Raw genomic sequence first — 13,205 nt, 5'->3', positions numbered from 1 at the left:
GCGGGACGAGGTACTAGCACTTCGGTGCTTGGCGGGCGTACCATGCTTCGCGCCTGGGTCAAGACGCCCTGTGACCCGGCCAGACCCGCGAAGCCCAGCCCCACCCGCGAAGCTCATGCACGCCTGGATCCTGTTCGTCTCGCTGATGGCCTTCTACGTGGTGCTGTCCGGCCAGATCCACAGCGCGTTCTTGATGGGCGCCGGCCTCGTCTGCAGCGCCGCGATCACCTTGCTCTCGAAGCGCCTGGGCATCATCGACGACGAGGGCATGCCCTTTCGCTGGTGGTTTCGGACCCTGAAGTACCTCCCGTGGCTCCTGTGGCAGGTGTTCTTGGCCAACATCGACGTGCTCAAGCGCGTATGGAAGATCGGCCAGCTCGACATCCAGCCGCAGATGATCACCGTGCCTCACGAGCTGCGCACGGCCTACGGAGTCGCGACTTACGTCAACTCGATCACCCTGACGCCGGGCACGGTCACGGTCGAGGTCGGCAAGGACGAGCTCCTCGTTCACGCGCTGACCACGGACGCCGCCAACGATCTCCTCGCCGGTGAGATGCACCGACGCGTGCTCGCGGTCGAGGGCCCACAGGAGGTCCAGTGAGTCTGGTCGACCCGAGCCTGGCGCTGATCCCCCTCGCCGAGCAGACCGCCGAGGGTCCGCCCGCCGCGGCCTTCGTCGTGTTCGGGACCTGCCTCGTGCTCCTGACCGGCGCCGTGCTCCTGATGATTCGCGCGCTGCGCGGTCCGACCGTGTTCGACCGGATCCTCGCCGTCAACGCCATGGGCACCAAGACCGTCGTGCTCGTGGCCTGCATCGCCTTTTTGGACCTCGGCCACGCCGATCCGAGCTTCTACCTCGACACCTCGATCGTCTACGCGCTGATCAACTTCGTCGTGACCATCGCGATTCTCAAGTACATCCAGTACCGGAGGCTGAGCTGATGGGCGTGCTCGAGATCATCGGCTCCGTGTTCATGGCCATCGGCGCCCTGTTCGCGCTGACCGGCTCGGTCGGCGTCCTGCGCATGCCGGACTTCTATTCACGCCTCCACCCGGCCGGCAAGTCCGACACCCTCGCGCAGGCGTTGATCTTGCTGGGCCTGGCCCTGTTCGCGGGCCAGCAGCTGCTCGACACGGTGACCGGCCCCGACGAGCACGGCGGCCACGGCGACGCCTGGCTCGGGCTCGCCAACATCATGGTCAAGCTGGTCCTGCTCACGGCCTTGCTGTTCTTGACCGCGCCGACGGCCACCCACGCGATCGCCAAGGCCGCGCGCCTCGATCGCTACACCCGCGTGCCCGTCGAGAACGACCCCGGAGCCTCGCGCGTGGCCGAGATCGTCGTCGCCGGCGACGTCGGTGAGCAGCTCGAAGAGACGGCCGGGCCGGTCCTCGACGTCGGCACGGCCGAGCCCCAGCGGGCCGAGCCCGAACCCGAGCCCGAGGAGGACGAGCCGTGATCAACCCCATCCTCGTCCTCGACGTGTTCTTGCTCCTGCTGGTCGCGGCCACCGCGATCGCGGTCATCAGCGTCCGCAGCCTGTTCTCGGCCACGATCCTCGCCGGCATCTACAGCCTGCTGATGGCGCTGGTCTGGACCAACATGCACGCGCTCGACGTCGCCTTCACCGAGGCCTCGGTCGGCGCGGGCATCTCGACGATCTTGCTGCTCGGCGCGCTGGTCCTGACCAAGCGCTTCGCCAAAAAAGAGGCCACGGTCCACGTCCCCGCGCTGCTGATCTGCGTGATCACTGGCCTGGTCCTGATCTACGGCACGATCGACATGCCCAAGTTCGGCGATCCCAACGCGCCGATTCACACCCACCGGGTCCCGCGCCTGGTCCAGCAGCAGGTCGGCAAGCACGAGACCGCCGCGCCGCGCGACAAGGGCCACGCCCACGAGGGCCACCCCGACGACGACTTCAACGGCCACGCGCCCAACACCGTGACCAGCCTGCTCGCGGCCTACCGCGGCTACGACACGATGTTCGAGACCGCGGTCATCTTCGTGGCTGGGATCAGCCTCTTGCTGCTCTTGCGCAGGCGGCGTGAGGGCGACCCCGGGGTCGTCGCGTCGAGCCCCGCCGACCGCAACGGGCCTCGTGAAGGACGGGGTCGCGAGACCGAAGGGAGCCGATCCTGATGGCCAGCCCCGATCGCGGCCGCCCGGGCGAGCAGATGAGTCAGCAGACCCTGCTCCGGGTGGTCGCAAAGATGACGATCCCCTTCATCCTCGTGTTCGGGGTCTACGTGATCCTGCACGGCGAGATCGGTCCGGGCGGCGGCTTCCAAGGTGGTGTCATCCTCGCCGCCGCGTTCATCCTCTATGGCCTCGTGTTCGGCGCCGACGAGCTGCGGCGGCGCATCCCGCCGCCGATCATCGACGCGTGCATGGCCCTCGGCGCCCTGTTCTACGCGTCCGTCGGCCTCGCGAGCTTGCTCCGCGGCGGCACCTTCCTCGACTACGGCATGCTCAAACCACACCACGCGGGCGACGGCGAGGCCCTGGGCATGAGCCTGGTCGAGTACGGGGTCGGGCTCACGGTCTGCTCGGTCATGGTCACGATCTACCTGATGATCAGCGAGCGCCGCTCGACGATCCGCCCCGGCGAGGAGGGCCTGTAGGCGATGGAGTCCCTCGGCCACTTCAATTACTGGCTGGCGATCGTGATCATCATGATCGGCTTTTACGGCGTCATCGCCCGGCGCAACCTGCTCAAGCAGGTGATCGCCCTGGGCCTGTTCCAGACCGGGGTGTTCTTGTTCTACGTGACCATGGGCGTGTACCGCAGCCCCGACGGCACGCGCGGCGTCGCGCCGATCTGGACCGACGCCGCCAAGACCGGCCCCTTCGACAACCCCCTGCCCCACGTGCTGATGCTGACCGCGATCGTGGTCTCGGTCAGCACTCTCGCGGTGGCCGTGGCGATCATCGTCAACATTCAACGCAAGTACGGGACCATCGAGGAAGACGAGATCCTCGAGGCCGACAAGCGCGACAGCTGAGGGACGAGCATGGAGTTGGTACTTCCCGAAGCCATCCACGCGCACCTCCCGGTGCTGGTCGTGCTGCTCCCGCTCTTCGGCGGGCTGCTCGCGCTGTTCACCGGCCTGATCCAGCGCGGCGGCGGCTTCGTCGCGTGGCTGTGGTCGGCCATCATCACCGGCCTGATCCTGGTCTGCGCGGCCTCGATGCTGTTCGAGGTCCACACCACCGGCGAGGCGATGGTCTACCGGCTCGGCTCGTGGCCCGAGCAGTACGGCATCGGCTACAGCGTCGACGCCCTCAACGGCTACGTGATCCTGGTCGTCGCGATCATCGGCTTCTTGTCGACGATCTACGCCAAAGACAGCGTCATGGCCGAGATCGCCAGGGACCGTCACCACCTGTTCTACAGCGTGTGGCTCCTCGCGATCGCCGGGCTGATCGGCATCACCGTCACCGCCGATACCTTCAATATCTACGTCCTGCTCGAGATCAGCTCGCTGACGGTCTACACCCTCGTCGCCCTCGGCGGCGACCGTGACCGCCGGGCCCTGGTCGCGAGCCTCAAGTACCTGATCCTCGGCAGCATCGGGGCCACCTTCATCCTCCTCGGCATCGGCTACCTCCTGATGCTGACCGGCACGCTCAACATGAACGACATGCACGAGCAGCTGGTCCGCATGCACCAAAGCGGCGAGCTGGCCAACAACCGCACGGTGTTCGTCAGCTTCGCCCTGCTGATGGTCGGGCTCAGCCTCAAGATGGCGCTGTTTCCGCTCCACCTGTGGCTGCCCAACGCCTACACCTACGCGCCCTCGGCGGTCACGGCCCTGGTCGCGGCCACGGCCACGAAGGTCGGCGTGTACATGACCTTCCGCTTCGTGTTCACGATCTACGGCGGCGTCTACGACAGCAGCGCCGATCTCTACTTCCTGGGCCTGTGCGCCTGCGCCGGGGTCGTGATCTCGTCGATGGCGGCGATCCGCCAGATGAACGTCAAGAAGGTCCTGGCCTACTCCTCGGTCGGCCAGATCGCCTACATCGTGCTGGGCTTTTCGCTCGCCAACGAGTCCGGGGTCACGGCCTCGGTCATCCACATCTTCAACCACGCGCTGATCAAGGGCGGGATGTTCATGGCCGTCGGCGCCGTGGCCCTGCGCGCGGGCGGGACCAAGATCGAGGACTTCAAGGGCATCGGACGCAAGATGCCGCTGACGATGGCGGCGTTCACCGTCGGCGGCTGCGGGCTGATCGGCGTGCCGCTGACGGCCGGGTTCATCTCGAAGTGGTACCTGGTCGTGGGCGCGATGGACGAGGGCTACTGGGGCATCGCGTTCATCGTGCTGCTCGGCGGGGTCCTGGCCCTGGTCTACATCTGGCGGCTCGTCGAGATCATCTGGTTCGGCAAGCCCGACGACCCCACCAAGCAGGTCCGCGAGGCGCCGCTGAGCATGCTGATCCCGATGTGGATCCTGATCGGCGCGAGCGTGGCGTTCGGCGTCGACGCCGGGTGGACCGCAGACAGCGCGCACGCGGCCGCCGAGCTGCTGCTCGAGGGAGGACCCTGATGACCGCGACCCCCAGCATGTTCGTGGCAACGGTCGCGGCCGGCCTCCCGACCTGGGAGTTCGCGCTCAGCCCGATCCTCGCGATCGCGGTCCCGCTGATCGGCGCGTTCCTGATCGCCGCCGCCGGCCGCTGGCCCAACCTCCGCGAGGGCGTCACGCTCGTGACCGCCGCCGCCTTGTTGTGGGTCGTCGCCAACCTCAACAACTTCCTCGAGGCGACCCCGAGCGAGGCCGAGGCCCTCGTCGAGGTCATCCCCGGCATGCCGCTGGCCTTCCACCTCGAGCCGCTGGGGATGATCTACGCGATGATCGCCAGCTCGCTGTGGATCCTCAATTCGATCTACTCGATCGGCTACATGCGCGGCAACAAGGAGAAGCACCAGACCCGCTTCTACGTGTGCTTCGCCCTGTCGATCGCCAGCGTGATGGGCATCGCCTTCTCGGCCAACATGTTCACGCTGTTCGTGTTCTACGAGGCCCTGTCGCTGGCGACCTTTCCGCTGGTCACCCACAAGGGCACGCCCGAGGCGATCAAGTCGGGCCGGACCTACCTGGGCATCCTCATGGGCACCTCGGTCTGCCTGATGCTCCCGGCGATGATCGCGACCTACGTCTACACCGGGACCCTCGACTTCACCCAAGGCGGGGTCTTCGCGCAGCCGCTCGCCGACGGGGTCCTGACCCCGGCGCTGTTCGGGCTGATCTTCGCGATGTACATCTACGGCGTCGGCAAGGCCGCGCTGATGCCCGCGCACCGCTGGCTGCCGGCCGCGATGGTCGCCCCGACCCCGGTCTCGGCCCTGCTCCACGCCGTCGCCGTGGTCAAGGCCGGGGTGTTCTCGGTCTGCAAGATCTCGGTCTACATCATCGGCGTCGACCAGCTGCGGCTCTACGACCAGGGCGGCTGGCTGCTCTACGCGGCCGGGCTCTCGATCGTCATCGCGAGCTTCATCGCGCTGTTCCAGGACAACCTCAAGCGGCGCCTCGCCTACTCGACGATCTCGCAGCTCAGCTACATCACCCTCGGCGCGGCCTTGCTGTGGCCGATCTCGGTCCGCGCGGCCGCGATCCACATCGCCGCCCACGCCTTCGGCAAGATCACCTTGTTCTTCGCCGCCGGGTCGATCTACACGGCCGCGCACAAGACCAAGGTCTCCGAGCTCGACGGGATCGGGCGCAAGATGCCGTGGACGATGGGGGCCTTCGCGGTCGGGACCCTGTCGATGATCGGGCTGCCGCCGACCGGCGGGTTCATCTCGAAGTGGTACCTGATGCAGGGCGCCTGGACAGCCGAGAGCGGGTTTACGATCGCGGTCCTGTGCACCTCGACGCTGCTCAACGCGGCCTACTTCCTCCCGATCGTCTACCGCGCCTTCTTCCGCAAGCCACCCGAGCCCGACCTCGAACACGGTCACGACGATCACCACGACCACGGCGAGGCTCCCTGGCCGATCGTCCTCGCGCTGACCTGCACCGCGGCGGCGACCGTCGCGCTGTTCTTCTACCCCGACCTGTTCGTCGGCTACGCCAGCATGCTGGCCGAGGCGATGCCCCAGTAGGACGGAGCGAGCCATGGCGTTGGACGACCCCAAGACCATCCGCAAGCTCTGGCTCGGCTTTTACGCCGTGCTCGGGCTGCTCTTGCTCCTCGATCCGAAGCTGCTCGAGCTCGTCCACCTGCGCGAGCACGATCCTCACCACGCGGCCAAGTTCATCGTCGATGGCTGGCCGGTGTTCTACGCGGTGTTCGGCTTCGCGACCTGCTGGCTGATGGTCATGGTCAGCAAGCTGATCATCGGCAAGATCCTGATGCGGCCCGACACCTACTACGACCACTCGCCGCTCGACCCCACCCGCGACGCCAAGGGCAGGAGGCTCCGCGATGGTCGCTAGCTTCCCGCCTGGCTTCATCCTGATCTTCGGGGCCCTGCTCACGGCGCTCACCCCCGGCACGGCCCACAAGGCCTGGTCGCTGATCGCCCCGCTCGCGGCCCTCGCCGTGATCTGGATGTTCCCCGAGCACGGGCGCATCGTCACGCACTGGCTCGACTACGACCTGGTCCTCGCCCAGTTCAACCTCCCGACCAAGGCCTTCGCGACGATCTTCGCGCTGATGGCCTTCGCGGGCGGGCTGTTCGCCTACCACCAAGATCGAGGCAAGCCCGGGAGCCCCGGCTACGAGGACCGGCGCGTCGAGCTGGCCGGGGCCCAGCTCTACGCCGGCTCGGCGATCGGCGTGACCTTCGCGGGCGACCTCATCACCTTGTTCTTGTTTTGGGAGATCATGGCCGTCGGCTCGACGCTCGTGGTCTGGGCCGGCAACTCCGAGGCCGCGCGCAAGTCCGGGCGCCGCTACGTCAACATGCACCTCCTCGGCGGCGCGGTCATGATGGCCGGCATCGCGCTGCACGTGCACGCCAGCGGCTCGATCCTGATCCCAACCATGACCCTCGGCGGCGAGCTCGTCGATCCCGTGCGCATGGTCGTCGGCGAGGGCCAGCCCTGGCGGGTCCCGAGCCTCGAGAGCCCCGGCTCGGTCCTGATGCTGCTCGGGATCCTGATCAACGCCGGGGCCCCGCCGCTGGGCTCGTGGCTGCCCGACGCCTACCCCGAGGCCTCGCCCTCGGGCACCGTGTTCTTGTCGGCGTTCACGACCAAGACCTCGGTCTACGTGCTCCTGGTCCTGTTCTCGGGCTGCAACATCCTGGTCTGGGTCGGCTGCCTGATGGCGATCTACGGGATCGTCTACGCGATCCTCGAGAACGACATGCGCCGGATCCTGGCCTACTCGATCATCAACCAGGTCGGGTTCATGGTCTGCGCGGTCGGGATCGGCACCGGGCTCTCGGTCAACGGCGCGACCGCCCACGCCTTCGCCCACATCATCTACAAGGCCCTGCTGCTGATGTCGGCCGGCTCGGTCCTGTTCATGACCGGCAAGCGCAAGTGCACCGACCTCGGCGGGCTCTACAAGGCCATGCCGATCACGATGTGGTGCGGGATCATCGGCGCGCTCGCGATCTCGGCGGTCCCGCTGACCTCGGGGTTCACGACCAAGTCGATGATCACCGACGCGGCGACGATGACCGAGCTGTGGGCGCCGGTGACCGAGCAGGGCGGGCAGCTCGTGTGGGACTCGCTCCTGCACCCGAGCGTCGCGTGGTTCGTGCTCGTCGCGGCCTCGGCTGGCGTGTTCCTCCACGCCGGGATCAAATTCCCCTGGTTCGTGTTCTTCCAGAAGCCCGCGCCCAAGAACGACGACCGCAAGCTCGATCCGCCGTGGACGATGAAGGCGGCGATGATCTTGTTCGCCGCGCTGTGCGTCGCGCTCGGCGTCTACCCCCAGCCGCTCTACGACATCCTCCCCTTCCAAAAGCCCGACGGCGGCGAGCTCTACCACGCGTTCACCTACGCCCACGTGATCAACCAGCTGCAGCTGCTGCTCTTCGCCGGGCTCGCGTTCTTCGTCCTGCTCGATCGCCTCAAGCGAACCTTGACGATCACCCTCGACGCCGACTGGGTCTATCGGCGCATGTTCCCGGGCCTGTGGCAGTGGGTGTTTCGGCCGCTGCTGCTCGCCGCCGAGCCCTTCCACAAGGGCCTGATCCAGGGCTTGCCCCGGGCCGCGGCCCGCGAGTTTGGCTCGGGACCGGCGGCCGGCGAGGCCGAGGGCGCCCGCTACCGGCCCTGGGGCGTGGGCACGACGGTGCTCCTGCTGACGGTCGTGTTGCTGGTGTTCCTGATCCTCAACCTGTTCGTGGACTGAGGCTTTGCTCGGCCATTTTAGGCCGCGTCAGACCGCGCGACGCTCCGGGCCGTTGGTGCCTCCCGGAGACGAAAGCTACCCATGAACAAGTACCTCCTCCCCCTGTGCGCCGCCTTGCTCCTGCTCCCGACCGCCGCAGCCGCGGCCCCGAGCCCAAGCTCCTCCGCGGCCGGCCCCGCGACCACCGACGAGGGTGCGAAGGTCGCTGACGGCCCGACCCGCGAGTACATCTTCGAGGACGACAGCATCGAGGGTGAGGTGCTCAAACCCGGCGGCGTCCACGTGGGCGGCCGGATCGCCAAGGATCACCAGAACATGATCGGCGTCCGCGGTGAGTTCATCCCCCAGCTCATCATGCTGAGCTTCGACATCTAGCAGCCCGCCCCCGCAGCCAACTGCGGGGGCGTATTGTTGGCGCCTACTTGCCCTGCTGCTTGAGCTTCTGACGAGCGCGCCAGTAGCCCTTCTTGACGTCCTTGTTGGACGAGCGCACCCGCATCGCCGCCCGGTAGGCGGGGGCCGCCTCCTCCCAGCGCTCGAGCCCGGCGAGCGCCTCGGCCCGATACTTGAGCGCGAGGAACATCTTGGGTTCGCGGCTGAGCAGCTCGTCGGCGGTGTCGAGCAGGCCGGTGAAGTCACCCGCGGCCCGCTGCGCCCGGCCAAACTGACGCAGGGCGTCAACGAGGCCCGCCCGGGCGCGCTCGTGCTCGGGCCAGACCGAGAGCAAGTCTCGATAGGCGCCGACCGCCGTGGCCCAGTCCTTGTCCTTGGCGGCCGTCCGCGCGAGGGGCTCGAGCACCTCTTCGGCCGCCTGGCGCAGGCGACCGATCGCCTCGTTGCCAGGATTGACGATGCCGAGGTTGTTGAGCTCGACGGCGAGGCTGCGGTCGAGCGGCTCGCGCCAGTGCGAGGCGGCGAGGGCCTGCTCGGCCCGGGCGACGATCGAGGCGGCGTCGTTGGCCGGGGGCTCCTCGCCCGTCTCGCCTCCGTCCGCGCTCGGGTCCCCGGTCTCGCCTCCGCTCGTGTCGGTCTCGGACCCCCCGCCGCCCGGGGTCGGGTCGGCCTCGGCCGGCTCCGATCCGGCGTCCGTGGCCGCGGCGCCGCTGTCTGCTCCGGGCCCCTCGCCCTCGCCCCCCCACGGCGGCGGCCCAAACATCATCACGCCCGCGACCCCGACCGCCACGACGAGACCGAGGAGCCCGAGCCCGAGCCAGACACGCCGCGAGCCGCGATCTTGCACCTGAGCCTGCGCCGACCTCGATCGGGCGGCGGCGGCCTGATCGTGCACGGTCACGATCTTCTCGGCTGGGATCTCGCTGACCGAGCGCTCCGACGGCGGCGGCTCCCCGCTCGCCCGCCGCGTGGGTCCCGAGCCCGAAGCCGACGCAGCGACCTCGGCGTCGATCTGCAGGCCCATGACCGCCGCGACCGCCGACGCCCGGCCCTCGATCGCCCGCGTGAGCTCGTACTCGAGCGCCTTCATCGACTCGGGCCGCCGCTCGAGCTCGCGATCGAGGCAGCGCGCCACGACGTCGGCGAGGGGCGAAGGGACGTCGGGACGCAGCTCAATCACGTCCGGCGCCGGATCGCTGCCCTTCTTGACCAGCACCGCGACCGCGTTGCGCCCGGTGAAGGGCAGGCGCCCGGTCAGCATCTCGAACAAGATCGTGCCGAGCGCGTAGATGTCGGACTTGACGTCGGCCTCGGCCCCGGCGGCCTGCTCGGGCGACATGTAGGCCGGCGATCCCATGACCATGCCCGGGGTCGTCTGGGACGGGCTGACCGTGTCGATGTGCTTGCAGATGCCAAAGTCGAGGACCTTGACGAAGTCCGGGTCGCCGCCCTTGACCAGGAGCACCACGTTCTCGGACTTGAGGTCACGGTGGATGATGCCCGCGTCGTGGGCCGCGCTCACGGCCCGGCAGATCTGACGAGCGATGTGCACGGCGCGACGGACCGCCAGCGGCCCCGACTGACGAATCACGGACCCGAGGTCGGTGCCGTCGAGCAGCTCCATGACGAAGTAGAGGTCGCCCTCGTCCATCGTCCCGATGTCGAGGACATCGATGATGTTCGGGTGCCCGGTCTGCGTCGCGGCCCGAGCCTCACGCATGAAGCGATCGATGATGTCCGGGTCGCGGCCGTAGACCTCGTGGAGGATCTTCAGGGCGTAGGTCTTGCCGAGCGCGAGGTGCGTGGCAGCGAACACCGCGCCCATGCCACCGACACCGAGAAGGCGATCGACGCGGTAGCGCTTGCCGACCACGGTCCCGACCCGCGCGGCCGCGGCCTCGGCCAGCTCTTCGGCCGAGGGGCCACCGTCCCATCCCGAGTAGATCTTGCTCGACTCGAGCTCGACGATGTCGCCGTCGTCGAGCTCGAAGCTCGAGGAGCCCTGCTCGTCGGCCCGAGCCTCGGCGCTCGCCGCCCCGGCCCGCCTCGGGCCCGAGGCGCTCCGCGGCGGGCTCGAGAGATCGCCGCTCGCCTGACGACCGGCGCGGGACCGCGACCGCGACCGCGACGTCGGCTGCCCGACCTCGATCGAGTCGCTGATGCTGAGCGTGTCCGAGTCATCGATCGTCGCCTGGGCGCGGATCGGCGAGAAGTCTTCGCGCGAGTAGCTGGCGTAGTCTTGGGCCTCGAGCTTGTACTCGCGCGCGAAGATGTCGCGCATGAACGCGGCCACGCGATCGACGTCGCAGCTCGGGTGGTGGCGGGTCAGGACCTCGGACAGCGCGACCTTGAACTCGCCCGCGGTCTGAAAGCGATCTTCACGCTCGACCGCGAGCGCCCGGAGCACGACCGCGTCGAGGCCATCGGGGATCCCCGGAACGATCGACGAGGGCGCCTCGATCACGGGGTTGCGCAGCTCCGCGAGCGCGGCGGCGCCGGCCGCCTGGTGGCGATCGGCGGGGAACAGCTGGCGCCCGGTCAGCATCTCCCACAGCACGATGCCCGACGCGTAGATGTCGGTGCGTCGATCGGCCGGCAGCCCGCGAGCCTGCTCGGGAGACAGGTAGCTGAAGCGGCCAAACACGACCCCGGGGTTGGTCAGCTCGCTCTTGATCGCGTGGGTCGCGAGGCCAAAGTCCGTGACCTTGATCTGCCCGTGGTAGCTCACCATGATGTTCGGCGGTGAGATGTCGCGGTGGACGAGGTCGAGGCTCATCGCGTCGTGGACGTAGTCGAGCGCGCGGCACAGCTCGCGGACCACGAAGGTCGCAAACTCCACGGGGATCCGACGGTGGAGCTGGGCGCAGCGGTTCCAGACCCCGCGCAGGTCCTTGCCCTCGACCAGCTCCATGGCCAGGTAGTAGTCCTCGACGACCCGACCGGCGTCGAACACCTGGACGAGGTTCGCGTGGTTGAGACGCACGACGACCTTGGCCTCGTCGAGGAAGCGCCGGCGGACGCCGTCGTCCTCGAGGTCGGTCAGGACCTTCTTGACCACGCACAGCTTCTCGAACCCGCCGGTCTCGCCCGCGGCCGCGAGGAACAGCTCGCCCATGCCACCGCGCGCCATCGGCCGGAGCAGCACGTACTTGCCGAACACTTGCGGGAATGGGTTGTGGCTGCCGGACTGCGAGCCCGTTGGTTCGGCAGAGGGAGCCACGGCGCACATCTTACCCAATGCCAGCCCGACGGCGATGGGGCTCGACGAACTACCTGCCCCACACTCCAGCAAGCGCAGCTAGCAGCCGGGAGGCAGCCGCACGATCCTCGGCGTGACCATGCCAGGCGCAGCCACGTCCACGATCTCGCGCACGACGGGGCACTTGGCTGCCCGCAAGCGCAGTGTGTAGCGGCCTGGGAGCACGCTGGCTGCGGCGACGTAGCCCTCGTCGTCCGTCCAGGCCCCGCGAAACGGCCCGCCATCGACGCGGACCTTGGCCATTGGCCGGTCGTCCGCGGCTGTGACCTTGATCCCGAGCGTGACGCCGCGCGCGGGCACCTCGGCGCGCAGCTCGATCTCGTCACCGGGCGCGACATCGTCGGCGGTCGCGAGCTCGCGGCCATCCCGGACCACCCGCAAGCGATAACGCCCGTCACCGAGGCCGGACAGAACAAACGAACCGGACTCGTCGACTGCGCAGGCGTGCTGTTCGGCCTCCCGCGCCACGTTCGTCGCCAGCGCCATCGCGCGGGCCCCGAACGGCCGCCCATCGAGCCCGAGCACCCGACCCGTGATCGGCGCCGCCGGGGGCGGGAGGACCAGCTCGAGCGGGATCTCGGCGCCGATCTCCAGCTCGACCTCGACCTCGACCGGCGCGTAGTCGCTGGCCGAGACGAGCACGCGCCCGCGGCTGGTGCTCGCCGGCCGCGGATCCGCGCGACAGGTCGGCGTCCCGCGCTCGAGGTCGCAGGCGTCACACGGCCGGAGCCCGGGGATCGCCGCGCGGAACTCACCGCCTGCGTCGCTTCGCGCGGCCACGCGTCGGCCGTCTGCGTCGTGGACGATCAAGCTCGCGTCGGCGATGGCATCGCCTGCCGTCGACAAGACCGTCCCCCTGACCTGGGCCGCGTGAACGACCGTGAGCTCCCGCGCCTCGTCGGGCTCGAGCTCCCAGCCCCGCGGCTGCTCGAAGGCCGGGTGGACGAGGCGGACACAGGTCGTCCCCGGACACGCTGGGCCCGAGAAGCTGCCGTCCTCGCCAACGGCCACGCGCGCGGCCAGCTCCCCGTCTCGACACCACAGATCGATCCGGCCCGACGCGAGCGGACCGAGCTCGGGTGACACGACCACGCCCATGACCGCCGCCTCGCCCTCGGCCTGCTCGAGACCGCCAGCGGCCACCGCCCGCGCGCGCCCGGGGCCCGCGTGGGCGGTGGCCGCTGGCGGTCTCGAGCAGGCCGAGGGCGAGGCGGCGGTCATGGGCGTGGT

13 protein-coding genes are annotated in these 13,205 nt (G+C 68.9%); 11 read left to right on the top strand and 2 right to left on the bottom strand.

The annotated features are described in order from the left end of the window. Nucleotides 1-115 precede the first annotated feature (115 nt). The 11 genes from ENSA5_RS37715 to ENSA5_RS15895 all read left to right on the top strand — a co-directional run bounded on the left by ENSA5_RS37715 (nucleotide 116) and on the right by ENSA5_RS15895 (nucleotide 8,698). Nucleotides 116-604, top strand: coding sequence for a Na+/H+ antiporter subunit E (locus ENSA5_RS37715; protein WP_181197801.1), 489 nt, complete (start codon nucleotides 116-118; stop codon nucleotides 602-604). Then, entirely contained in the window at nucleotides 601-945 is a 345-nt protein-coding gene (locus ENSA5_RS38895) for an MrpF/PhaF family protein (protein ID WP_219906802.1), read from the top strand. The genes ENSA5_RS37715 and ENSA5_RS38895 overlap by 4 nt, the downstream gene beginning before the upstream one ends. Then, nucleotides 945-1,463 (top strand): monovalent cation/H(+) antiporter subunit G, encoded by a 519-nt coding sequence (mnhG, locus tag ENSA5_RS15935; protein WP_219906801.1) that lies wholly within the window; start codon nucleotides 945-947, stop codon nucleotides 1,461-1,463. Before ENSA5_RS38895 ends, mnhG begins: the two co-directional genes overlap by 1 nt. Next, a complete protein-coding gene (locus ENSA5_RS15930; RefSeq protein ID WP_219906800.1) occupies nucleotides 1,460-2,146 on the top strand; it encodes a DUF4040 domain-containing protein in 687 nt (228 codons plus the stop codon). The genes mnhG and ENSA5_RS15930 overlap by 4 nt, the downstream gene beginning before the upstream one ends. After that, nucleotides 2,146-2,628 (top strand): Na(+)/H(+) antiporter subunit B, encoded by a 483-nt coding sequence (locus ENSA5_RS15925; RefSeq protein WP_219906799.1) that lies wholly within the window; start codon nucleotides 2,146-2,148, stop codon nucleotides 2,626-2,628. Before ENSA5_RS15930 ends, ENSA5_RS15925 begins: the two co-directional genes overlap by 1 nt. A 3-nt stretch (nucleotides 2,629-2,631) precedes the next feature. Beyond that, nucleotides 2,632-3,009, top strand: a complete 378-nt coding sequence (locus ENSA5_RS15920; RefSeq protein WP_106392518.1) for a cation:proton antiporter subunit C — start codon at nucleotides 2,632-2,634, stop codon at nucleotides 3,007-3,009. Nucleotides 3,010-3,018: 9 nt separating this feature from the next. Beyond that, complete coding sequence (locus tag ENSA5_RS15915) at nucleotides 3,019-4,557, top strand: monovalent cation/H+ antiporter subunit D family protein (protein WP_106392517.1); 1,539 nt, start codon at nucleotides 3,019-3,021, stop codon at nucleotides 4,555-4,557. Continuing rightward, the gene (locus tag ENSA5_RS15910; protein ID WP_219906798.1) at nucleotides 4,557-6,116 is read left to right on the top strand and encodes a monovalent cation/H+ antiporter subunit D family protein; all 1,560 of its coding nucleotides are present in this window, start codon (nucleotides 4,557-4,559) and stop codon (nucleotides 6,114-6,116) included. Before ENSA5_RS15915 ends, ENSA5_RS15910 begins: the two co-directional genes overlap by 1 nt. Before the next feature lie 13 nt (nucleotides 6,117-6,129). Next, nucleotides 6,130-6,450 carry a hypothetical protein gene (locus tag ENSA5_RS15905; RefSeq protein WP_106392516.1) on the top strand — a complete coding sequence of 107 codons (321 nt, stop codon included), beginning with the start codon at nucleotides 6,130-6,132 and terminating at the stop codon, nucleotides 6,448-6,450. Next, on the top strand, nucleotides 6,440-8,323 hold the full coding sequence (locus ENSA5_RS15900; RefSeq protein WP_106392515.1) for a Na(+)/H(+) antiporter subunit D: 1,884 nt from the start codon (nucleotides 6,440-6,442) through the stop codon (nucleotides 8,321-8,323). The genes ENSA5_RS15905 and ENSA5_RS15900 overlap by 11 nt, the downstream gene beginning before the upstream one ends. Nucleotides 8,324-8,404: 81 nt before the next feature. After that, nucleotides 8,405-8,698, top strand: coding sequence for a hypothetical protein (locus ENSA5_RS15895; RefSeq protein ID WP_106392514.1), 294 nt, complete (start codon nucleotides 8,405-8,407; stop codon nucleotides 8,696-8,698). A gap of 43 nt (nucleotides 8,699-8,741) precedes the next feature. Here ENSA5_RS15895 and ENSA5_RS15890 read toward each other — a convergent pair whose 3' ends face one another. Next, the gene (locus ENSA5_RS15890) at nucleotides 8,742-11,936 is read right to left on the bottom strand and encodes a serine/threonine-protein kinase (protein ID WP_181197800.1); all 3,195 of its coding nucleotides are present in this window, start codon (nucleotides 11,934-11,936) and stop codon (nucleotides 8,742-8,744) included. A gap of 78 nt (nucleotides 11,937-12,014) precedes the next feature. Then, nucleotides 12,015-13,205 (bottom strand): carboxypeptidase-like regulatory domain-containing protein (locus ENSA5_RS37710; RefSeq protein WP_181197799.1); only part of this gene is annotated, 1,191 nt, incomplete at its 5' end.

Source organism: Enhygromyxa salina, from assembly GCF_002994615.1.
Taxonomy (GTDB): Bacteria; Myxococcota_A; Polyangia; order Nannocystales; family Nannocystaceae; genus Plesiocystis; species Plesiocystis salina_A.
This window is presented reverse-complemented; position numbering and strand designations above follow the sequence as displayed.

Bases quoted from the DNA above. Each gene is read 5' to 3' on its own strand.
- ENSA5_RS15895 (WP_106392514.1), top strand. From the start codon at position 8,405: ATGAACAAGTACCTCCTCCCCCTGTGCGCCGCCTTGCTCCTGCTCCCG.
- ENSA5_RS15925 (WP_219906799.1), top strand. From the start codon at position 2,146: ATGGCCAGCCCCGATCGCGGCCGCCCGGGCGAGCAGATGAGTCAGCAG.
- mnhG (WP_219906801.1), top strand. From the start codon at position 945: ATGGGCGTGCTCGAGATCATCGGCTCCGTGTTCATGGCCATCGGCGCC.
- ENSA5_RS15900 (WP_106392515.1), top strand. From the start codon at position 6,440: ATGGTCGCTAGCTTCCCGCCTGGCTTCATCCTGATCTTCGGGGCCCTG.
- ENSA5_RS15905 (WP_106392516.1), top strand. From the start codon at position 6,130: ATGGCGTTGGACGACCCCAAGACCATCCGCAAGCTCTGGCTCGGCTTT.
- ENSA5_RS15920 (WP_106392518.1), top strand. From the start codon at position 2,632: ATGGAGTCCCTCGGCCACTTCAATTACTGGCTGGCGATCGTGATCATC.
- ENSA5_RS15915 (WP_106392517.1), top strand. From the start codon at position 3,019: ATGGAGTTGGTACTTCCCGAAGCCATCCACGCGCACCTCCCGGTGCTG.
- ENSA5_RS15910 (WP_219906798.1), top strand. From the start codon at position 4,557: ATGACCGCGACCCCCAGCATGTTCGTGGCAACGGTCGCGGCCGGCCTC.
- ENSA5_RS37715 (WP_181197801.1), top strand. From the start codon at position 116: ATGCACGCCTGGATCCTGTTCGTCTCGCTGATGGCCTTCTACGTGGTG.